The 20,512-nt window shown below is 68.8% G+C and carries 19 protein-coding genes, 1 tRNA gene and 1 pseudogene; 13 read left to right on the top strand and 8 right to left on the bottom strand.

Annotated features, from left to right (window positions below; all coding sequences use genetic code 11):
- From VFA06_RS04005 to VFA06_RS03975, 7 genes are all read right to left on the bottom strand, one after another.
- On the bottom strand, positions 1–284 hold a 284-nt coding region (locus tag VFA06_RS04005; protein WP_324839007.1), incomplete at its 3' end, for a hypothetical protein.
- A 303-nt stretch (positions 285–587) separates the two neighbouring features.
- A complete protein-coding gene (locus VFA06_RS04000) occupies positions 588–2,054 on the bottom strand; it encodes a carboxyl transferase domain-containing protein (RefSeq protein WP_324839006.1) in 1,467 nt (488 codons plus the stop codon).
- Between the two features lie 82 nt (positions 2,055–2,136).
- Positions 2,137–3,414 (bottom strand): beta-ketoacyl-ACP synthase II, encoded by a 1,278-nt coding sequence (gene fabF / locus VFA06_RS03995; protein WP_324839005.1) that lies wholly within the window; start codon positions 3,412–3,414, stop codon positions 2,137–2,139.
- A 172-nt stretch (positions 3,415–3,586) separates the two neighbouring features.
- Positions 3,587–3,832, bottom strand: a complete 246-nt coding sequence (locus tag VFA06_RS03990; RefSeq protein WP_324839004.1) for an acyl carrier protein — start codon at positions 3,830–3,832, stop codon at positions 3,587–3,589.
- A gap of 107 nt (positions 3,833–3,939) precedes the next feature.
- The gene (locus tag VFA06_RS03985; protein ID WP_324839003.1) at positions 3,940–4,941 is read right to left on the bottom strand and encodes a beta-ketoacyl-ACP synthase III; all 1,002 of its coding nucleotides are present in this window, start codon (positions 4,939–4,941) and stop codon (positions 3,940–3,942) included.
- Between the two features lie 2 nt (positions 4,942–4,943).
- Complete coding sequence (locus VFA06_RS03980) at positions 4,944–6,155, bottom strand: acyltransferase domain-containing protein (protein WP_324839002.1); 1,212 nt, start codon at positions 6,153–6,155, stop codon at positions 4,944–4,946.
- Positions 6,156–6,235: 80 nt separating this feature from the next.
- A complete protein-coding gene (locus VFA06_RS03975; RefSeq protein WP_324839001.1) occupies positions 6,236–7,462 on the bottom strand; it encodes a PucR family transcriptional regulator in 1,227 nt (408 codons plus the stop codon).
- 109 nt (positions 7,463–7,571) lie between these two features.
- Between VFA06_RS03975 and VFA06_RS03970 the strand changes: the two genes are divergently transcribed.
- From VFA06_RS03970 to VFA06_RS03960, 3 genes are all read left to right on the top strand, one after another.
- Positions 7,572–8,060: a GNAT family N-acetyltransferase gene (locus VFA06_RS03970; RefSeq protein WP_324839000.1), complete on the top strand. Its 489-nt coding sequence runs from the start codon at positions 7,572–7,574 to the stop codon at positions 8,058–8,060.
- A 157-nt stretch (positions 8,061–8,217) separates the two neighbouring features.
- The gene (locus VFA06_RS03965) at positions 8,218–8,985 is read left to right on the top strand and encodes a hypothetical protein (protein ID WP_324838999.1); all 768 of its coding nucleotides are present in this window, start codon (positions 8,218–8,220) and stop codon (positions 8,983–8,985) included.
- A 24-nt stretch (positions 8,986–9,009) separates the two neighbouring features.
- Positions 9,010–9,492 carry a hypothetical protein gene (locus tag VFA06_RS03960; RefSeq protein WP_324838998.1) on the top strand — a complete coding sequence of 161 codons (483 nt, stop codon included), beginning with the start codon at positions 9,010–9,012 and terminating at the stop codon, positions 9,490–9,492.
- Between the two features lie 88 nt (positions 9,493–9,580).
- On the opposite strand, the gene aceE is transcribed toward VFA06_RS03960, so the two are convergent.
- Positions 9,581–12,334: a pyruvate dehydrogenase (acetyl-transferring), homodimeric type gene (gene aceE / locus VFA06_RS03955; protein WP_349260040.1), complete on the bottom strand. Its 2,754-nt coding sequence runs from the start codon at positions 12,332–12,334 to the stop codon at positions 9,581–9,583.
- Between the two features lie 516 nt (positions 12,335–12,850).
- On the opposite strand from aceE, the gene VFA06_RS03950 reads away from it, so the two are divergent.
- The 10 genes and pseudogenes from VFA06_RS03950 to VFA06_RS03905 all read left to right on the top strand — a co-directional run bounded on the left by VFA06_RS03950 (position 12,851) and on the right by VFA06_RS03905 (position 19,565).
- Complete coding sequence (locus tag VFA06_RS03950) at positions 12,851–13,099, top strand: DUF1918 domain-containing protein (RefSeq protein ID WP_324838997.1); 249 nt, start codon at positions 12,851–12,853, stop codon at positions 13,097–13,099.
- A 267-nt stretch (positions 13,100–13,366) separates the two neighbouring features.
- A complete protein-coding gene (locus VFA06_RS03945) occupies positions 13,367–13,843 on the top strand; it encodes a DUF3052 domain-containing protein (protein ID WP_324838996.1) in 477 nt (158 codons plus the stop codon).
- Positions 13,844–14,043: 200 nt separating this feature from the next.
- Positions 14,044–14,535, top strand: coding sequence for a peroxiredoxin (locus tag VFA06_RS03940; RefSeq protein ID WP_324838995.1), 492 nt, complete (start codon positions 14,044–14,046; stop codon positions 14,533–14,535).
- A 153-nt stretch (positions 14,536–14,688) separates the two neighbouring features.
- On the top strand, positions 14,689–15,393 hold the full coding sequence (locus VFA06_RS03935) for a hypothetical protein (protein WP_324838994.1): 705 nt from the start codon (positions 14,689–14,691) through the stop codon (positions 15,391–15,393).
- 52 nt (positions 15,394–15,445) lie between these two features.
- Positions 15,446–15,520, top strand: a tRNA-Val gene (locus VFA06_RS03930).
- Positions 15,521–15,591: 71 nt separating this feature from the next.
- On the top strand, positions 15,592–15,855 hold the full coding sequence (locus tag VFA06_RS25815) for a CbrC family protein (protein WP_349260039.1): 264 nt from the start codon (positions 15,592–15,594) through the stop codon (positions 15,853–15,855).
- Between the two features lie 116 nt (positions 15,856–15,971).
- Positions 15,972–17,084 (top strand): annotated as a pseudogene (locus tag VFA06_RS26195) (IS30 family transposase); the annotation flags it as partial.
- A 295-nt stretch (positions 17,085–17,379) separates the two neighbouring features.
- The gene (locus VFA06_RS03915) at positions 17,380–17,883 is read left to right on the top strand and encodes a hypothetical protein (RefSeq protein WP_324838992.1); all 504 of its coding nucleotides are present in this window, start codon (positions 17,380–17,382) and stop codon (positions 17,881–17,883) included.
- Positions 17,884–18,534: 651 nt separating this feature from the next.
- The gene (locus VFA06_RS03910) at positions 18,535–18,813 is read left to right on the top strand and encodes a hypothetical protein (RefSeq protein WP_324838991.1); all 279 of its coding nucleotides are present in this window, start codon (positions 18,535–18,537) and stop codon (positions 18,811–18,813) included.
- A 311-nt stretch (positions 18,814–19,124) separates the two neighbouring features.
- Positions 19,125–19,565, top strand: coding sequence for a hypothetical protein (locus VFA06_RS03905; protein WP_324838990.1), 441 nt, complete (start codon positions 19,125–19,127; stop codon positions 19,563–19,565).
- Positions 19,566–20,512: the final 947 nt, after the last annotated feature.

The following is a 20,512-nucleotide window of genomic DNA, read 5'->3' as shown; positions in this document are numbered from 1 at the left end:
CGCCGGGAGAGGGAAACGAAAGTCAGCGAGGTGTACCAGTGCACGCCCGCGCGCGGCGCCTCTTTGAGCCGGTACCGCACCGCCTTGAACCGCCCGGACTCGGCGGCCTCGGTCTGGGTGAGCACGGCGCCGTTGCCTACCCGGTAGCGTCCCGGCACGGCGTCGAATTCGGCGTCGAATCCCTCGCGGGCCAGCCAGCGAGCCATCCGGTCGGCGGCGATTTCGGGGCCGCGGTTGGCTTCCTTCCAGTCCACGCCGAACACCGACCGGTATCCGATCCACACCGGGCATCCCTCCCTTCGCCGTGCCGCAGGTACGACTAACCGTGCATGATCCTTCCCGACTCGATAGGTACATACCCGATGACGCAAGGGGAACGCCATCTAACGACCAGACTACGGTCCGGAATGTCAGAAGCACCCGGGCTTGCGGTTCACTCGTTCGAGCGATAGACGCCTGCGGGAGCACGTCGGAACGAGAGTGCTAATCCGAAAAGGGACGAACCGGGGCGGCGCCGCGGCGCGGTCCCGGTTCGCTGAATTCGACCACTTATAGGTCACTGGTGAGCGCGCGGGCTTTCCGCGCGATCAGAGCGGAATGTTTCCGTGCTGTCCGCGGCGCTGCGGGGCGGCGGCGATCGCTGCGGCCAGCGCGCGGCGGGTCGCGGTCGGCTCGACCACCTCGTCCACGACGCCGATCTGCACGGCCTTGTCCAGCCCGCCGGCCACCCGCGTGTGCTCGGCGGCCAGTTCGAGCTCAAGCTGCGGGCGCACGTCCTCGGCCACCTCGGCCAGCTTGCGCCGGTGCAGCACCCGCACCGCCGCGACCGCGCCCATCACCGCCACCTCGGCTGTCGGCCAGGCGAAGACGCGGGTGGCGCCGAGCGCGCGCGAGTTCATCGCGATGTACGCGCCGCCGTAAGTCTTGCGGGTGACCAGGGTGACCCGCGGCACGACCGCCTCGGCGAACGCGTGCAGCAACTTCGCGCCGCGGCGCACCACGCCGTCCCATTCCTGGCCGACGCCGGGAAGGTAGCCCGGCACGTCGACCAGGACCACCAGCGGAACGCCGAACGCGTCACACATCCGCACGAAGCGCGCGGCCTTCTCCGCGGAGGCCGAGTCGAGGCAGCCGCCGAGCCGCAGCGGGTTGTTCGCGATGACGCCGACCGTGCGGCCGCCGAACCGGCCGAGGGTGGTGACGATGTTCGGCGCCCACTTCGGGTGCAGCTCCACGCCGGAGCCGTCCAGCACGCCGTTGACCAGCGGGTGCACGTCGTAGGCGCGCTTGGGCGACTCGGGCAGCAGCCCGGCCAGGTCGCGCTCGGTGATCGAGTCCAGGTCCATGGTCCGCTGGTCGCCGAGCAGCGAGGCCAGCCGCCGGGTGTTGGCGAAGGCGTCCTCGTCGCTGCTCGTGACCACGTGCACCACGCCGGAGCGGCGGCCGTGCGGCTCGGGCCCGCCGAGCCGGTCCATGTCCACCGCCTCGCCGGTGACCGAGCGCACCACCTCGGGGCCGGTGACGAACACTCGCCCGGCCGGGCCGAGCACCACGATGTCGGTGAGCGCGGGCCCGTACGCGGCGCCCCCGGCAGCCGGCCCGAGCACGAGCGAGATCTGCGGGATCTTGCCGGAGGCGCGGGTCTGCATGGCGAAGACCTGCCCGACCGCGTGGAGGGAGAGCACGCCCTCGGCCAGGCGCGCACCGCCCGAGTGCAGCAGCCCGATCACCGGAACGCCGTCGGCCAGCGCCTTCTCGTAGGCGACCAGGATCGCCTTGCAGCCGAGGTCGCCCATCGCGCCGCCCTGGACGGTCGGGTCCGAGGCGTAGGCGCACGCCCGGGTTCCTTCAATCAGGCCCTGCGCGGCCACGAAACCGGAGTCGTCGAACGGGGTGAGCAGCTCGACCGTGCCCGAGTCGAACAGCTTGGCCAGCCGCTTGAGCGGGTTGCGCGGGTCGTCCTCGCGGGACGGCTTCGCGGGCTTGGCCGGGTCGGCCGCCTTGGGGGTGCCGGCGGGCGCGGGCTTCTCGGAGGTGTCTACGACAGCGGTCATGGTGGACGGCTCTCCTAAAAGTGCCGGTGCCTTCAAAGGGACGACCAGCTTCGGGCGACTCGGTAGCTGCGCGGGCCGACCGTCAGACGCGGCGCAGCGCGAGCACCACGTTGTGTCCGCCGAAGCCGAAGGAGTTGTTGAGCGCCACCGCCGGTCCGGCGCTCGTCTCGGCCGGCAGCCGGCGCGGCTGGACCCGCACGATGTCCAGGTTCACCTCGTTGTCGAGGTCGTCGACGTTGATCGTCGGCGGGGCGAGCAGCTCGTGCAGCGCCAAGACCGAGAACACCGTCTCCACGCCGCCGGCGCCGCCGAGCAGGTGCCCGGTCATCGACTTGGTCGCGGAGATCGCCACGTTCTCGGCCGCCTCGCCGAGCACCGCGCGCAGCGCGACGAGTTCGGCCACGTCGCCGAGCGGGGTCGAGGTGGCGTGCGCGTTGAGGTGCACGATCTGCGCCGGGTCGATCCGGCCGTCGGCCAGGGCGTGGCGCAGCGCGGCGCTGATGCCGCGTCCGGTCGGCTCGGGCTGGGCGATGTCGTGCGAGTCGGCGGACAGGCCGACCGCGGCCAGCTCCGCGTACACCCGCGCGCCGCGGGCCGCCGCGTGCTCGGCGGATTCGAGCACGACGATGCCCGCGCCCTCGCCGAGGACGAAGCCGTCGCGGGCCTTGTCGTACGGACGGGAGGCGCGCTGCGGCTCGTCGTTGTTCTTCGACATCGCCATCATGTTGGCGAAACCGGCGATCGGCAGCGGGTGGATCGGGGCCTCGGTGCCGCCGGCCACGACGATGTCGGCGCGGCCGGTGCGGATCATCTCCAGCGCGTAGCCGACCGCCTCCGAGCCCGTGGCGCAGGCCGAGACCGGGGTGTGCACGCCGGCCTGAGCACCGAACTCCAGGCCCACGTACGCGGCCGGGCTGTTCGGCATGAGCATCGGCACGGTACGCGGGGAAACCTGTCGGGCGCCCTTCTCCTTGAGCACGTCGTAGGCGTCCAGCAGCGTGATCACGCCGCCGATGCCGGAGCCGACCACCGCGCCGAGGCGCTCCGGGTCGACCTGTGCTCCGTCGAGGCCCGCGTCCTTCCAGGCCTCGCGGGCGGCGATCAGCGCGAACTGCGCCGAGCGGTCCAGCCGGCGGCGCTCCACCGGCTTCATCACCTCGCTCGGCTCGACCGCGACGCGGGCGGCGATGCGGACCGGCAGTCCTTCGGCCCAGTCCTCGGTCAGCGGCCTTACTCCGGATCGCCCGGCCAGCAGCGCCGCCCAGGACGTGGCCACGTCACCGCCGAGCGGCGTCGTGGCGCCGAGGCCGGTGACCACCACGGTGCGGCGGGGGGCCGCGCTCTCAGTTGACGCCGACAAGTCTGTCCCAATCTGTACGTACGCTGTGACTGCGTTTCGGAAGGCGGAAGCGTGGGCGGCGACGCCGCCGGACAGGCTACCGCCGGGTCGAGTGCTCGGCCGCGCTGAGGAGCTGACGCGAGGTCAGCCGGGAGTGCCGGGTCGGCCGAGCACCCGGTTGGCCGGGTCGGCCTCAGCTGCTGTGCGCGAGGATGTAGCTGACCGCGTCGCCGACGGTGTTGAGGTTCTTGACCTCGTCGTCCGGGATCTTCACGTCGAACTTCTCCTCGGCGGCGACCACGACCTCGACCATGGTCAGCGAGTCGACGTCCAGGTCGCCGGTGAACGACTTGTCCAGCTGGACCTCGCTCTCCTCGATCCCGGCCACTTCGTTCACGATCTCGGCGAGGCCCGCGAGGACTTCTTCCTGGGTAGCCATTTTCCGGTTTCCTTACCTGCTCGGATTCCTGTTACTGCATCGGGTGGACTGCGGGGCGCGAAGCGGGTGCCGCGCGCCCGGGTTCATCAAACCAGGGCAGCGTACATTTACGGCAACACGACGACTTGCGCGGCGTACACCAGGCCGGCGCCGAAGCCGATCAGCAGCGCGGCGCCGCCGTGCGGAGCCTCGCCCTCCTCCAGCATCCGCTCCATAGCCAGCGGGATGGACGCCGCGGAGGTGTTGCCCTGGGTCGCGATGTCGCGGGCGACCGGCACGTGCTCCGGCAGCTTGAGCGCCTTGATCATCGCGTCGGTGATCCGCATGTTCGCCTGGTGCGGGATGAACGCGTCGAGCTGGTCGGCGGTGATCCCGGCCCGCTCGAGCGCCTTCTTCGCGACCGGGACCATCTGGTAGGAGGCCCAGCGGAAGACCTGCTGGCCGGACATGCGCAGCGCCGGGAAGCCGAGGTCGGGCTGGTGGCGCAGCGCGTCCCAGGAGAAGGTCTGGCCGATCGCGTCGAGCTGGCCGCCGTCCGCGCCCCACACCACCGGGCCGATGCCCGGGGTCTGCGACGGGCCGACGACCGCGGCGCCCGCGCCGTCGCCGAAGATGAACGCGGTGGAGCGGTCGTTCATGTCGGTCAGGTCGCTCAGCCGCTCGACCCCGATGACCAGGACGTACTCGGCGGAGCCGCCGCGGATCATGTCCTGCGCGAGGGCCAGGCCGTGGCAGAAGCCGGCGCAGGCCGCGGAGATGTCGAAGGCCGCGGCGTTTATCGCGCCGAGCTGGTTGGCCACGTCGGCGGCGAGCGAAGGGGTCTGCGACAGGTGCGTGACGGTGGAGATGACCACGCAGCCGATGCGCTCCGGCTCGATCCCGGCGGAGGCCAGCGCCTTGCCGGCCGCGGCCAGGGACATCACGCCGACGGTCTCCTCGGCGGTGGCCCAGCGCCGCTCCTGGATGCCGGTGCGGGTCCTGATCCACTCGTCGGAGGAGTCGATCAGCTGGCAGATCTGCTCGTTGGTGATGACCCGGGAGGGCCGGTAGCCGCCGACGCCGAGGATCCTGGCGTGCGGGGCGCCGGCCGGGGACTGGATCTGCGTCATGTTCAGTGGGCCTCGGCCTTCGGGTGGATGCGGAGCAGCGGTTGGCCTGGGGCGACCGGGTCGCCGTCCTCGACGAGCCATTCGAGGACCGTGCCGCCGTGCTCGGCGACCAGTACCCGCTCCTCGCGGCGGGAGACGACGGCGCCGATCTTGGCGCCGGGGGCCAGCAGCGCGCCGGGCTCGACGCTCTCGCCGCCGGGCAGCCCGCGCTGCACGGTGCCGGAGAACGGAGCCACCACCAGGCGCCAGGTCGGCGCGGTGTCCAGCGTGTCGGCCGCGGTCTGCTCCTCGGCGTGCTCGGCCACGAAGGCGCGAGCCGCGTCGAGCTGGTCCGGGGTCTTGAGCGCGAAGGTCGCGACGCCGGGCAGGGCGCGCTTGGCCAGCCCGACCAGCGTGCCGGCCGGCGGCACCTCGAGCACGCCGGTCACGCCGAGCTCGCGCATGGTCTCCATGCACAGGTCCCAGCGCACCGGGTTCGCGATCTGGTTCACCAGCCGCTGGACGATCTCGCGGCCGGAGTGCACGACGGCGCCGTCTTTGTTGGAGATGTACCGCACCCGCGGGTCGCGTGTGCTCACGCCCTTGGCCAGCTGCTCCATGCGCGCGACGGCCGGGGCCATGTGCTCGGTGTGGAAGGCCCCTGCGACGGAGAGCCCGCGCAGCTTGGCGCCGTTGGGCGGGTCGGCCTTGAGCGCCTCGAGCTGCTCGACGGTTCCGGCGGCCACGATCTGCCCGGCGCCGTTGCGGTTGGCCGGGGTCAGCCCGTGCTCGGCCAGCTTGGCGACCACCTCGTCCGGCTCGCCGCCGAGCACCGCGGTCATCGAGGTCTGCGTCACGGCGGCGGCCGCGGCCATCGCCCGGCCGCGCTCGCGCACCAGCACCATCGCCGACTCGGCGGTGATCGCCCCGGTGCCCGCGGCCGCGGTCAGCTCGCCGACCGAGTGCCCCGCCGCCGCGCCGACCAGGCGGAAGGCCTCCGCGGGGTGCGGGAAGAGGGCCAGGGCCGCGGCGATGCCGGAAGCGACAAGCAGCGGCTGGGCGATCGCGGTGTCGCGGATGGTGTCCGCGTCCGCCTCGGTGCCGTAGTGAATGAGGTCGAGGTCGGCGACGGCGGACCACCAGGCGAGGCGGTCGGCCACGCCGGGCACCTCGAGCCAGGGCGCGAGGAAGCCGGGGGCCTGGGCCCCTTGGCCGGGAGCGACGAGTACGAGCACCCTTCCATCTTCCGGGAAGCCTCCCCCGTCTCGGCCCCGGCGGCGGGCACGAAGATCCTGCGGGCGGCTTTGTAGAACCCCTACAAGGGCTTGCCCGCCTCGGCGAGTCGTCCCAGCACCAGCGCGACCTGAAGGGTGAACGCGGAGCGCGCCTGAGCCGGCGTCAAGCCTGTGATGTCGGTCACCCGTCTGAGCCGGTAGCGCACGGTATTCGGGTGCACGAACAGTATCCGCGCGGCGGCCTCGAGCGAGGCGGCCTGCTCCAGATAGACCGAGAGCGTCTCCAGCAGCGCCGAGCCGGCCTCGGCCAGCGGCCTGTAGATCTCCTCCACCAAGACGGCGCGCGCGGTCTCGTCCGCGGCCAGTGCGCGCTCGGGCAGCAGGTCGTCCGCCGCGACCGGGCGCGGGGCGTCCGGCCAGGCGGCGCAGGCGTGCAGCCCGGAGAGCGCGGCGTGCGCTGATCCGGCGGCCAGGGTCAGGTCCGCGACCACCGGGCCGACCACGACCGGACCGGGCGCGAACTGCCCGGCCAGCGGGCGCACCGAGGTGATCGGATCGCCGTCGACGCCGCCGACGATGGCGATCAGCCGGTCGCCTTGCACACCGGCCAGCACGGCGAGCTTGGCGTGTCGGCCGGCTCGGTGCATCGCGTCGACGACTGCTTCTGCGTCATCCTGCGGCGCGGTACCGACTACCACCGCGATGTCGCTGTGCGTGCCCCAGCCGAGCGCGGAGGCCCGGGAACGTACCGCGTCATCGGCTTCCCCGCGCAGCAGTGCGTCTACGACGAGGGCTTCCAGCCGGGCGTCCCAGGCGCCACGAAGTTCGGCGGCCTGTGCGTAGACCTGCGCGGTGGCGAAGGCGATCTCGCGCGAGTAACGCAGCAGGCCCTCGCGCAGCATGGCTTCTTCCTGCTCGGTCTCCGCGAGTTCGTGGATCCGGTCTTCGACCACTTCGATGGTGGTACGAACCAGCTGGACGGTCTGTTGGAGGGTAACTGCGCGGGTCAACTCGCGGGGTGCGGTACCGAAGACGTCGGCGGAGACCGCGGCCTTCTGGTCAGGGTGCCGAAACCATTCGGTGAACGCAGCGATGCCTGCCTGAGCGACAAGACCGACCCAGGACCGGTTCTCCGGCGGCATGTTGCGGTACCAGGCGAACTTTTGTTCCATCCGCGCGATGGCGGCGTTCGCCAACGGACCGGTGGCCTTCTCCAGCCGCCGCACGGCCGCCGTCCGGTGCGGGTCCGCCTTCTGCGCCGCGACGGTGCTCGTCCCCGCTGTCTTGGTCCCGGCAGTCTTCGTCACGTACCTACTCTTGCAGACCCGGCGGACCCGCCGTCTCCGTGTCCGCGGAGTCCGCGCGCCCAAAGTCGTCCGCGCGCCGCTGAATCGAGCGGGCCGGTAGCGTCGGGCCATGGCAAAGAACCAACCCCGTGTGACGCTCGCCGCGATGACCGAGGAGGAGTTCGGTCCGTACCTGCGGGCCAGTATTCGCGACTTCGCGAAACAGAAGATCATCTCGGGCGAGTGGAGCGAGTTCGAGGCGGTGGCGCTCTCGGAGGCGGACTTCGCACGGCTGCTTCCGGATGGTCTCAAGTCACCCGACCAGCACCTTTACTCGGTGCGTGACGCCGAGTCAGGCGAGCGGGTGGCGGCGATCTGGATCGCGCTGCGGCTTAAGGCCGGCCGCGTCGAGGGCTTCGTCTACGACATCGAGGTACTCGAACAGTTCCGCGGCCAGGGCTATGGGCGCGCCACGATGCTCGCCGGAATCGAGAAGGCGCGCGAACTGGGCGCGGAGACCGTCGGCCTGCACGTCTTCGGCCACAACGCCCCGGCCCGCGCCCTGTACCGCTCGCTCGGCTTCGTCGAGACCAACGTCTCCATGTCGCTCGAACTCTAGGCCGCTCTACCTCCAGCACCACTGCTACGCCGCGGTCCCGCTCGTCAACAGCTTTTGTCAGACCCCTCCCCTAGTCTTCTTCTTGCAGGGTGGGAGGCGGCGCCTCCCGTGCGACACCGAGACGGAACGGCACCGTATTGAACGGGGGGAACGGGCGATGAGCGCGAGCGTGGTCCGGCTGATGGTCGGCCTGCCGGTGGCCGCGCTCTTCCCGCTCGGGATCCCGGGCCTGCGCGAGAGCTCCCGGGTGCACGTCGGCGTCGGCGTGGCCTACAGCGCTTTCATCCTGGCCCCGGCCTTCCCGGGCTGGCGCTCTTGGGTGCTTCTGGTGCTGACCGCGGCGGCCTGCCTCGGGCTGCGCAGCCGGCTCGGACCTGGCCACGGCGCGGCGGCCGAGACCCCGTGGATCCGCTCCATGTTCGCGCTGCGGCACGCCGAGATCCCGGGCCTGGTGCTGCTGCTCGCGGCGCTGGTCGGCCTGGTCGCCGGGGCCGGGACCTTCGGCGGATATCTCAGTGCTTTCCTGCACGACGACCGGGTGGCATTGGTCTCGGCGGGCGCGTTGACCTCGGTTTTCATCGGCGGAGTGATAGTCGGCCAGGTGCTTGAACCGCACACCGAAACCCTTCGGCTCAAATCCGCGGCGTTACCCGAGGAACCGAGCGAGATCAAGGCATTAGTCGGCGCTGGTATGCTCATTGGATGGCTGGAACGGGCAATACTGTTCTCGCTCGTGCTGGCCGGACAATCGACCGCGGCGGTGCTCACCCTGACCGCCAAATCCGTGGCGAGATTCCCCGCGCTGCGCCGTAATGAAGAGGGTTTCGCAGAATACTTCCTCATCGGCAGCCTCACCAGCCTGGTGATGGCGTTGGCCCCGGCTCTCGCCACGCATTGGCTGTTGGGTGCGGCGGCGCCCAGATAGGGGCAGTGCCCAGATGGGAGCGCTGTGCTTGCCAGCCTCCGGCGCAACCGGCTGATCCGGCAGGTCCTTGACCTGGGGATGCCGCCCGGCGACTTCGCCCTCGCCGGCAGCGCCCCGCTCTACGCGCACGGCCTGCGTTCTCGGCTGCGCGACGTGGACGTGGTGGCGCGGGGCGCCGCATGGAAAATCGCACAAACGTTCGGAAAACTGGAACTCGCCCCCTCCGGAATCGGCCATGTGGTGCGGATCGGCGACGGGGAAATCGAGATCTTCGACCGCTGGGTCGCCCCGAAATGGCCGATTGCCAAGCTGATCGAGGGCGCGGAGGTCATCGACGGTATCCGCGTGGTCTCGCTGCGTGATTCCCTCGCCTGGAAGCGGTATCTGAACCGCCCGAAAGACGCCGCGGATATTCGCATCCTGGAACGCTACTTCCGCGAGCAGGAAGAGCAGCTTGAGCAGGTCCCGGCCTATTCCGGCCGCGCCGGGGCGAAATCCGCGCTCTGATTCGTTTTCCGCTTTAGACGCGCGTGGGGCGGGCCCGGAGTCTCCGCTCCGGGCCCGCCCCACGTCGTCTCACAGGCGCCTTGGCGCCTTAGGCGTCGCCGCCGGTCGGACCGGCCCCGGCCGCCTTCACGTCGTGCAGCTGGTACCGGTTGATCGCCTCGCTGATCGCCTCGCGCTTGACCTCGCCGCGCTTGGCCAGCTGGCTGAGCACCGCGACCACCACCGACTCGGCGTCGATGTGGAAGAAGCGCCGGGCCGCCCCGCGGGTGTCCGCGAAGCCGAAGCCGTCCGCGCCGAGCGAGGTGTAGTCGCCCGGCACCCACTGGGCGATCTGGTCCGGTACCGCGCGCATCCAGTCGGAGACCGCCACGATCGGGCCCGGCGCGTTCTCCAGCGCCCGGGTCACATACGGCACCCGGGCCTCCTGCTCCGGGAAGAGCAGGTTGTGCTGGTCCACCGCGAGCGCGTCACGCCGCAGCTCGGTCCACGAGGTCGCCGACCACACGTCCGCCGCGACGCCCCAGTCCTCGGCGAGCAGCTCCTGCGCCTTGAGCGCCCACGGCAGCCCGACCCCCGAGGCGAGGATCTGCGCCTTTGGCCGCTCCTCGGCGCCCTCGGGCGCCGGCTTGTACCGGTAGAGGCCCTTGAGCAGGCCGTCCACGTCGATGCCCGGGGGCTCGGCCGGCTGCTGGTTCGGCTCGTTGTAGACGGTGATGTAGTAGAACACGTCCTCGCCGTGCGGGTGCTCGGTCGAGGAGCCGTACATCCGGCGCAGACCGTCCTGCACGATGTGGCTGATCTCGAACGCGAACGCCGGGTCGTAGGCGACGACGGCCGGGTTCGTGGACGCGATCAGGTGCGAATGACCGTCCGCGTGCTGCAACCCCTCCCCCGTCAGGGTGGTGCGGCCTGCCGTCGCACCCAGCACGAAGCCGCGCCCCATCTGGTCGGCGAACTGCCAGAACTGGTCGCCGGTGCGCTGGAACCCGAACATCGAGTAGAAGATGTAGATCGGGATCATCTGCACGCTGTGCGTCGCGTACGAGGTCCCGGCGGCGATCAGCGACGCGGTCGCCCCCGCCTCGCTGATCCCCTCGTGCAGGATCTGCCCCTGCTTGCTCTCCTTGTAGGACAGCAGCAGCTCCCGGTCCACGGCCTCGTAGGTCTGGCCGGCCGGGGAGTAGATCTTCGCGGTCGGGAACAGCGAGTCCATGCCGAAGGTGCGGGCCTCGTCGGGGATGATCGGCACGAAGTGCGCGCCGATCTCCTTGTCCTTCATGAGGTCCTTGAGCAGCCGGACGAACGCCATCGTCGTCGCCACCGCCTGCTTGCCGGAGCCCTTCTTCAGGTCCGCGTAGACCGGGTCGCCCGGCAGCTTGAGCGGCTTCGGACGTACTACCCGCTGCGGCAGGTACCCGCCGAGGGCCGCGCGCCGCTCCTTGAGGTAGGCGACCTCCTCCGAGTTCTCGCCCGGGTGGAAGTACGGCGGCAGGTCGGCTTCCAGCTGCTTGTCCGTGATCGGCAGGTGCAGCCGGTCCCGGAACTCCTTGAGCTCCGCCTTGGTCAGCTTCTTCATCTGGTGCGTGGCGTTGCGGCCCTCGAAGTCCTTGCCGAGGGTCCAGCCCTTGATCGTGTGGGCGAGGATCACGGTCGGCTGCCCGACGTGCTCGCGCGCCGCCTTGAACGCCGCGTACACCTTGCGGTAGTCGTGCCCGCCGCGCGAGAGCTTGCGCAGGTCGTCGTCCGACATCCCCGCGACCATCTTGCGCAGGCGCGCGTCACCGCCGAAGAAGTTCTCCCGGATGTACGCGCCGGTCTCCACCGAGTAGGTCTGGAACTGGCCGTCCGGCGTCGTGTTCATCTTGTTGACCAGCACGCCGTCGACGTCCTGCGCGAGCAGCGGATCCCAGTCGCGGCCCCAGATGACCTTGATGACGTTCCAGCCGGCGCCCCGGAACGTCGACTCGAGCTCCTGGATGATCTTCCCGTTACCGCGCACCGGCCCGTCCAGCCGCTGCAAGTTGCAGTTGATCACGAAAGTCAGGTTGTCGAGCTCTTCCCGGGCCGCGATCGACAGCGCGCCCAGCGACTCCGGCTCGTCCGTCTCCCCGTCCCCGAGGAACGCCCAGACGTGCGACCGCGAGGTGTCCGCGAGCCCCCGGTTGTAAAGATACTTATTGAATCTCGCCTGATAAATCGCGCTGATCGGCCCGAGCCCCATCGACACCGTGGGGAACTCCCAGAACTCCGGCATCAGCCGCGGGTGCGGGTAGGAGGGCAGGCCCGGGGTGTGGCTGTGCTCCTGCCTGAACCCGTCCAGATGGGCCTCGGTCAGCCGGCCCTCGAGGAACGCCCTCGAGTAGATGCCGGGCGCCGCGTGCCCCTGGAAGTAGATCTGGTCCCCAGCCTCCCCGTGGTCCTTGCCCCGGAAGAAGTGGTTGAAGCCGACCTCGTAGAGCGAGGCCGCCGACGCGTAGGTCGCGATGTGCCCGCCCACGCCCATCCCGGGCCGGTTCGCCCGCGACACCATGATCGCGGCGTTCCAGCGGATGAAGGCGCGGATCCGCCGCTCGATGTCCTCGTCGCCGGGGAACCAGGGCTCGTGCTCCGGCGGGATCGAGTTGATGTAGTCCGTGGAGCGCAGGCCGGGCACGCCGACCTGCTTCTCGCGGGCCCGTTCCAGCAGACGGAGCATCAGGTAGCGCGCCCGCTGCCGCCCCTGCTCGTTGATGACGGCGTCCAGCGACTCCAGCCACTCCCCGGTTTCATTCGGGTCGATGTCCGGGAGCTGGGTGGGAAGACCGTCGCTGATGATCGAGAAACGCTCTCGTCCGGAAGCCACGCTCGTCCTTCACTTTGATCTTGGGGCGCCGTTCGGCCGTCCCGCGCTTCTGGCGCGGAGGCGGAGGGCGACGCCGGCCTCGGCTGTCTCTCCAGGAGACCGCGACACGCCGGGTAGCGCCGCAGAGGTCTCGCACAGTTCCTTCCATCGTCTAATGCGGGAGGGGGCGGCGTCATCTCTACTCGGCAGTAACGAGTGTGAATCGGGACATAACGAGGCCCGAACGGGCGCACACGCACCCCTCGAGTCCGATGATCGGACGTTCACGCATCCGATCCGCAGTGCCGCCCTCGCGGTCCGGATACGTTACCGGCCCAAACCTTGTACCCCGAATCCAGCAACAGGACGTTCGACCGGTTGGCAATCGAGCCATTTCGAGGTGGAATGCAAGGCAGTACGTAGCGGCGTCGTCACTGGACAACGTCCCGGGACGCTTCGCCGGACAAGACTGTGAACAGACGGTCCCCTGCCCCTACGACTCCACCCTCAGTACCAACGCAGCGAGAGGCGGCTCGAATGCGTGCATCGATCGGCGACAAGCTCCACATTCACACCAACCACATCGGCTCGGACGACCACTACGGCAGGATCATCGAGATCCGCGGCGCCAACGGCGCCCCGCCCTACCTGGTCGAATTCCCCGACGGGCGCACGAGTCTGGTCTTCCCCGGACCGGACGCGGTCGTAGAGCCGAGCAACCCTTCCCATGCGGCGGCGAGAGGCGTGCGCCCGAGTAGGCGTGTGCACACTCGAGTCGGCTGGTAGCCACGGCTAGCAGGAGACAACACGGCGCGCCGACATTGCACACGCGGTCGGCGCGCCTCTCTATACCCACCAGCCCGTTCGCATCCCCGACCGGCCCGTCGGCGACGCCCTCGCATCACGGATATCCACAGAAGGGTGCAGGGTACTTGCGCTGCAGGCGCGGCACGTGTGGACTACTGATGGAAGGTAACCCGGCACGCCGCCGGGTCATCCCGTGAAGAACGCACTCGGGCCGGCAGGTCCCGAGCCAAACTGGAGGGAAGTTACGTGAGCGCGACCGCGGACCACGCGGATCCTGCACAGGTCTTGCCCGGCGCGGCGCCGGAGGCGTCGGCTGAAGCGCAGGCCGCGTCCCGGCTCGGCTTCACCGCCGGCCAGGTGGTCCAGGAGATCGGCTACGACGAGGACGCCGACGAGGCGCTGCGCGAATCGATCGAGCTGGTGACCGGTTCCGAACTCGTCGACGAGGACTACGAAGACGTCGTCGACGCCGTCCTGCTGTGGTACCGGGAGGACGACGGCGACCTGGTGGACGTCCTGGTGGACGCGCTCACCGCGCTCGCCGACGGCGGCCACATCTGGCTGCTCACCCCGAAGGCCGGGCGCCCCGGCCACATCGAGCCCAGCGACATCGGCGAAGCCGCGCCGACCGCGGGCCTGTCGCAGACCAGCTCGGTCTCCGCGGGCCGGGACTGGGCGGGCACCCGCCTGGTCGCGCCGCGTGCCCGCGCCGGGAAGCGGTGAGCCCCGCCAAGGGTGCATCCCAGGCGGCTTAACCGGCCGTCGCCCCCAGGCGGCGCCTCGAGCGCGCATGCCCGTGACCAACGCGGCCCCATCCGGGCAGCCGCGCCAGCCCCCCATGCCCTCCCCCTGAACCTGACGTCCACCACCCTCTCCCGCCCCTTTCCCTCTCCCGCCCCTCCCTCCCCTCTACGCTCCCCACCATGACCCCTGACTTCTCCCAGTCCCCATCCCCCGCCGTCGGAGCCCCGGCCCCCGACTTCACCCTCGTCGACCACCACGGCGCCGACCGCTCACTCGCCGCCGAACTGAAGCAGCGCCCGGCCCTGCTCGTCTTCTATCCCTTCGCCTTCTCGCGGATCTGCGGCGGCGAACTGCAGGAGCTGCAATCCTCGCTCGGCGAGTTCGAGGGGCGCGGCGTGTCGCTCTTCGCAGTGTCCTGCGACCCGATGTTCTCCCTGCGCGTCTACGCGGAGCAGGAGGACTTCGGCTTCCCGCTGCTCTCGGACTTCTGGCCGCACGGCGAGGTCGCCCGCGCGTACGCGATCTTCGACGAGGCCAAGGGCTGTGCCCGCCGCGGCTCCTTCCTGATCGGCCAGGACGGCATCGTGCAGTGGTCGATCGTCAACCCGATCAGCGAGGCCCGCCCGCTCTCCGCGTACCTCGACGCCATCGCCGAGCCCACCCCTTCCTGACCCTCCCCCCAGGCACATCTCCGCGCTCCACTCCCCCACACCCAGACCTCCCCTCCCACACCTCCACGCCCCCAGCACGTCTCCGCGCTCCACTCCCGCGCCCCCGCGCGACGCGCAATACTGATTGCTCATCAGCAAATTAAGGGGGCGGGAATGGCCGGCATCGACTGGTCGAGCGGCGGCGAGGCGCCGTTCAGCCGTATCGGCATGTCCACGGCGACCAACCAGGTGTCGCTGACCCAACACGGCGCGCTCGCGGGCACCTTGCGTGTCAACCTGCGCTGGAACCCGACGGCCACCAGCGGCAGCGGACGCGGCGCCCGGCGCGGACTGCTCGCATCGAGGCGTACCGAAACCGCGGGACTCGACCCGAACCGCGGCGTCGACCTCGACCTCGGCTGCCTCTACGAGTTCACCGACGGCCAGCGCGGCGTCATCCAAGCCGTCGGCCGCCGCAGCGGGGACTACGCACGCGCCCCGTTCATCCGCCTGGACCGCGACGACCGCATGGGCTCGTCCACCGGCGAGAACATCTTCATCAACATGGACCAGAACGCGCACTTCAAGCGCATCCTGATCTTCGTCATGGTGGCCAGCGGCACCGAGGACCTGACCAAGACCGGCGCCACCGTCACGATCTACCCGACCTCCGGCCCCGCCCTCGAAATCCGCCTCGAAGGCACCGCCACCGCGCCCGCCCGCGCCCGCAGCTGCGCGGTCGCCCAGATCCGCCGCCAGGGCCCCGAGATGGTGGTCCACCGCGAACTGCGCTACTTCTCCGGCTACCAAAGCGAGATCGACAAGTACTACAGCTGGGGCCTGCACTGGGGCCCCGGCCCCGGCAAAGCCTGGCTGTGACCCGCCGACGGTTTTGAGCGCCCCCTGCCCCGCACGATAAGCTCTGGCCAACGGGCACATAGCTCAGCGGTAGAGCGCTGCTCTTACAAAGCAGAGGTCGGCGGTTCGAGACCGTCTGTGCCCACCATCAGTGACAGTCATCGGAGCAGCAAAGAGCCCCAGAGCTTGATATAGGCCTGGGGCTCTCGTGCTAGATACGTGCCAGATCGTGTCACTCAGCCAGTCGAGGCATTCCGACCAGACCGCTCGCGAGCCGTCCGCTTCCTGACCTGCTCGCTCTTGATCAGTTTCTCCCGTGTGGCGGCAGTATTCTCGCTGCAGGCCGAGCTGGCGGAGGGTAGTTGGACTCTCGATCAGGTCGAGCGCTACCTGGCGGCCTTGGACAAAGATGGTCAGCCGACCGCCCATCTGTTCGCCTGCCGCCATTGTGGAGCCCGCTTGGCCTACAGCGACTCAACCTGACGCGCGCACGTACGCATGAATCAAGCTATTTAGTCACCGAGAAGTCGCGAAACGGCGGCGGGCTCAAGGGATCAACGCACCACCCGTGGCCGATCATGTAAATCGTGGAGGCATGGGTGCGTGACTACGGGTTCTCGGTTGCTCGGCAGGACGAGATTTGGAAGCGGTGGCGTGAGGGCCAGTCGCTCAGCCTCATTGCCCGAGGTCTCAGTGCACCGATGCAGCACGTGCGCCGGTTCCTCGCGCAGAGCGGCGGCGTGCGTCGGCAGCCACAGCGGCGCTCGATTAGGCATCTGACTGCCACAGAGCGGGAGGAGATATCGCGAGGCATCGCGGCCGGCCTGTCTGCCCGTCAGTTGGCCCGGCAGCTGGGGCGAGCGACCTCGACCGTGTCGCGGGAGATCACGCGAAACGGCGGCCGCCGTAGCTATCGCGCGGCGGCAGCCGACGCCGCGGCCCACGAGTGAGCGCGCCGGCCCAAAGCCGCCAAGCTCGCCGAATGCCAAGATCTGCGCGAGATCGTCGAGTCGAAGCTTCCCGCGTGTTGGTCGCCGTTGCAGATTTCCGGATGGATGCGCCGCCAGTTCCCGGACACTGCGCGGATGCGGATTTCCCACGAGGCGATCTACCTCTCGCTGTACGATCCACGCCGCGCGGGGTCGATCGACCGCGGCCTGTTCCGGAAGCTGCGGACCGACCGGGCGATGCGCCGCCCCAAGACCGTACGTCCGCCAACCGGGCGCGGCATCATCCGTGAGATGGTTTCGATCACTGCCCGGCCCGCCGAGGTCGAGGACAGAGTGGTGCCTGGTCATTGGGACGGCGATCTGCCGATGGGCTCCCGGCCGTCGGCGATCGCCACGCTAGTAGAGCGCACCAGCCGGTACGTGCTGGTTGTCGCGTTGCCCGACGGGATCAAAGCCGCTGAGGTCACGCCACATCTGATCCGCAGTCTGGTTTGCATCCCACCATCGCTGCGGCGCGCACTGACGTGGGATCGCGTCCGAGAGATGGCGCAGCACCAGACCCTCACCGCCGCCGCTGGCGTGCCGGTCTACCTTTGCCACCCGCACAGCCCCTGGGAACGCGGCACCGATGAGAACACTAAGCGGCTGCTGCGTCAGTACCTGCCCAAGCGTAAGGATCTCGGCGGTCCGGGCCCGCAAGAGCTCGATGCGATCGCCGCGCAACTCAACCATCGCCCACGCAGGTTGCACGGCTACCGATCTTGGCGGAGATCTATGAAGCACTCCAGTACGCCGGGAGCGGCTGATCGCTGCCACCGAACTGCTGCCCGCGATCGCGAGGTCCGCGTCGACGCCCGAGCGCTCTGGGCGCAGTCGATCCGCCGATGGCGCGGTGTGCGAGACTCGCACTCTGACTGACGCTGAACGTGGACATCGGGACGCCGACTTGCCAGCGCCACTGCCGGACCCGCATTCCGACCAGCGGTACATCGAGAGGCATCGGCCCTGGCACCGCGGTTCGCTACCAGCAAGGCCCTAACGATCGAAGGAACCGATGATGAGAATGCGCGCAAAGCGGACACTGCTGATTTCCGTGGCGCTTGTCATCGGCGTTGTGGGCGTAGTGATCGGTTTCCGGCTATCGTCCTCGCGGCCCGCAACCGCGCATCACACCGAGCTTGCCGATTGCCAACGACGTGCGACTGCCGCGAAAGACATCGCCACCCAGTTCGCGATCTTCCACGACTTCCCGCCATCGATGACGTCGCTGTCGACGCAGCCGCTGTGGAGCGACGCATGTCAGCCCGGTGGGAATCCGCACGTCGCAGACGCGACACTCGATCTCAGCGGGCAAGCTACGAACGCCACCGTCGACGCCTTCTATCGCAGCCTGTTCACCCGTGATGGCTGGAAACAGGACGGAACCGACCCGCAGGCAGGCGGGGCCGCGCGCTACGCCAAGAATATCGACGGCGTGCGATATTCAGCAGAAATCATCTACGACAGTTGGACAGGGAAACAGAACCTTACAATCCAACTGTCGTACAGTATGGGCACGTGATCCGCCGTCGATTGCGACCGCCGACTCGGCAACGAGGGGTACCGTATCCGAACAGGTGGTCATGCCACTCGCACGTGGTGCCCGGCGCATCAACGGTACGAGGTCCGTCGGTTCAATGGTGATGAAGCGCCTTCAGCCTGAGCTCACGTCGGTTCGTTGCGTGGGTGAGGGCTTCGCGGTGAGTTCGATGGTGCTGGCAGCGGCGGCCATTGGCCGATGTGGTGGTCGGTGCTCGTTCTGGCCGTCGCGAGCGCGCGCGAACAGGTCGCGTAGCCGGGCGGGCAGTCCTCGCATGCGTGCGGGAGCATCCGTACGAGCCAGGGGCATATTGGCAGAGCCGGGTCGCCTGTGAAGATCTGCATCGCTGCCTCCGATCTTGCGAGGTGTCCAGGACGCAATCGGCGCAAGAGTCTGGGAACCGGCGGGCCCAACGGTCATAGCCTCCGAGACGACACCACGACCCGCTAAGATCAGAACCCTTCAAAGGGCGGTGCGTTGATCCCTTGAGCCCGCCGCCGACAACCGACGACACCAGACGACGAGCAACAAGCAACGGACGAAGGCAAACGCCGCTGGCCGACAGCAGTCGAGGCTAGGGAACCGCCCTGACACGGAAGCGGTCTCGGCGGCTCCGGTGTTAACCTGCCGCTCGTGGCGGTTGGACGGGCGCAGCGTCGAGCAGAGCGACAAGCACGCTTCAACGAAGTATTCGGAGCGAAGGCCAAGGTAGCCCTAGACCTAACCGAAGTGCTTGAGTTCGCGTGGCACGACTGCTATCAGGAGCTGACACCGCCCGATGACGTCATCGAGGACATCCTGATCTGCTCCGAGGGCAGCGTGGAAAAGATGATCGGTGTTGTTCGCCTAGCCATCACTGACTGGCGCGATCTCCGCATTTGGGCCGACGACATACGCAGCGGTCGTCGTTAGGATCAGTAGAGCAGCGCAGTACAGCAACCGGGCCGACGATTAGTGCCGTAAAGCGACTCCGCCCGACGTGGATTGAGCCGAAACGTCCTGATCTGCTCTACCGGTGCCGCAAGTTTGGGACTAAGAGGTAACACGCTCGTGATGGGGACAGGCTGCTATCGTCCGGCCTATGATCCAGTGGCATGACCGCGGATTCTTCGACTCCGCCCAGACGTACAGTCTGGGCAGACGAATGCCAGCTGGAGCTCCTGCTTGCACGCCCTGAAGTAAAGTCCATGGTAAGCGCCTGCGTCCAAAATGCACGCGCCAGCATGAGTGCTGAAGACTTCTTGCTTCAGTTTGCGAACACACTACCGTCACTGATGCCAGGGATGAGGAGCGCGTTCCTGCGCGGTGCGGCTCGTGGACGAGAATATGGCTTGCGTCGTGGATTCAAGACGGGTAAGTCGCAAGTCGCCCAGTTCGAAGCTCCAATCGGACACGTCATTGCAGCCGTCTTGTGCTCGCTGGCCCGCAACTCCCAAGCTGTGACCGGAACCGAGCAGTTGGAGGACGGCTGCATTCTCACGGCCAACATCCCTTCGGACCCGAAGACCTTTGGCGGGACCTTGACCATCGAAGTCGGACGCATTCCGAATGGCACTGCGATCGAGGGCACTGCAACCATTCCTGGACAGCTTTACGACTGGGGCAAGAGCAAGAAGGTACTGGCCACGCTGTTCGCCGATGTTCCGGCGTTCCTTCCGTCCTAATAGCTCTGGACCGGGGCACATCGGCGGCAGGCGGCCGACAACGCGCGCAGTCCACACAGCCAGCACGTGCCCGATGTGTACCCGTTCGGACGGGTAGCCACGTCAAGCACGGGTGCTTGCGGGCAGTCGGCCGCGTGGGTGCAGACCAGCGCTTCAGGCTCAACCAGCGGCACTGCATCACGCTTCTTGTAAACGATTGTTCCCGGTGGGATTCGAACCCACGTCTCCAGTCCCCCGCGTGAGCGGAGGCGCCGGAAATCCTCGGCCGCTAGACGACGAGCACCGAGAGCAGGATAGCGACAGAGAGCGATCGCGCACCGTCGAGATTTCCCGGAGCCGTGCCAGATGGGCCGGGGACTCGCGATCACCGGCGGGTAGTCGGGGCAGGCCGAGCGGGGCCGGAACGCCGGTAAGGCGCGGCGACCTCGGAGGCGGCGACGTGCCTTCGAGCGCTTATAAAGCAGAGGCTCACGGTCCGAGACCGTAGGTGCCCACAGATTCCCACCGGCGCGGACACGTCGCATAGTGCGTCCGCGCCGACTTTGCGTTCACCAGCTTGTTCGCCAGCGCCCCAATCCCGGACTCGTCTGCCGCGGTGATGGCCCGGCTTACGCGGGCACCAACCGGCATCCGGCATCCGCGCACCTGCCCAGTGCTGCGGCTCTCGGGAGCGCGCGGGAGCGCCATGACCGCGAGTCAATCGTGCTCGCTGCCGTCCCGACCTGTACCTGGCACCACCTCAGAGACGGAAAGTCACGCTACTGATTCGCCGGCTCGCGGCGGCCACAGTGGTCTCTGGGCTCGAAGGTCAGGCCTCAGGGAGGAAACAAGCCATGCTCCGGACGCCTACCCGGCCGGATCAGTATTCGGACGATGCTCACCGTCCGCGCGTTGACCGGCCGTATCTCGGCCGCGTCGGGACCGATAAGGGCGACAGGCCGCGCGCT

The organism is Actinocrinis sp. (genome assembly GCF_035653575.1).
GTDB lineage: Bacteria > Actinomycetota > Actinomycetes > Streptomycetales > Catenulisporaceae > Actinocrinis.
Note: the sequence above shows the minus strand (reverse complement) of the source record. Positions and strands in the feature narration are given on the sequence as shown.

Bases quoted from the DNA above. Each gene is read 5' to 3' on its own strand.
- VFA06_RS04000 (WP_324839006.1), bottom strand. From the start codon at position 2,054: ATGACCGCTGTCGTAGACACCTCCGAGAAGCCCGCGCCCGCCGGCACC.
- VFA06_RS03990 (WP_324839004.1), bottom strand. From the start codon at position 3,832: ATGGCTACCCAGGAAGAAGTCCTCGCGGGCCTCGCCGAGATCGTGAAC.
- VFA06_RS03985 (WP_324839003.1), bottom strand. From the start codon at position 4,941: ATGACGCAGATCCAGTCCCCGGCCGGCGCCCCGCACGCCAGGATCCTC.
- VFA06_RS03970 (WP_324839000.1), top strand. From the start codon at position 7,572: ATGGCAAAGAACCAACCCCGTGTGACGCTCGCCGCGATGACCGAGGAG.
- VFA06_RS03965 (WP_324838999.1), top strand. From the start codon at position 8,218: ATGAGCGCGAGCGTGGTCCGGCTGATGGTCGGCCTGCCGGTGGCCGCG.
- VFA06_RS03950 (WP_324838997.1), top strand. From the start codon at position 12,851: ATGCGTGCATCGATCGGCGACAAGCTCCACATTCACACCAACCACATC.
- VFA06_RS03940 (WP_324838995.1), top strand. From the start codon at position 14,044: ATGACCCCTGACTTCTCCCAGTCCCCATCCCCCGCCGTCGGAGCCCCG.
- VFA06_RS03935 (WP_324838994.1), top strand. From the start codon at position 14,689: ATGGCCGGCATCGACTGGTCGAGCGGCGGCGAGGCGCCGTTCAGCCGT.
- VFA06_RS03915 (WP_324838992.1), top strand. From the start codon at position 17,380: ATGAGAATGCGCGCAAAGCGGACACTGCTGATTTCCGTGGCGCTTGTC.
- VFA06_RS03905 (WP_324838990.1), top strand. From the start codon at position 19,125: ATGAGTGCTGAAGACTTCTTGCTTCAGTTTGCGAACACACTACCGTCA.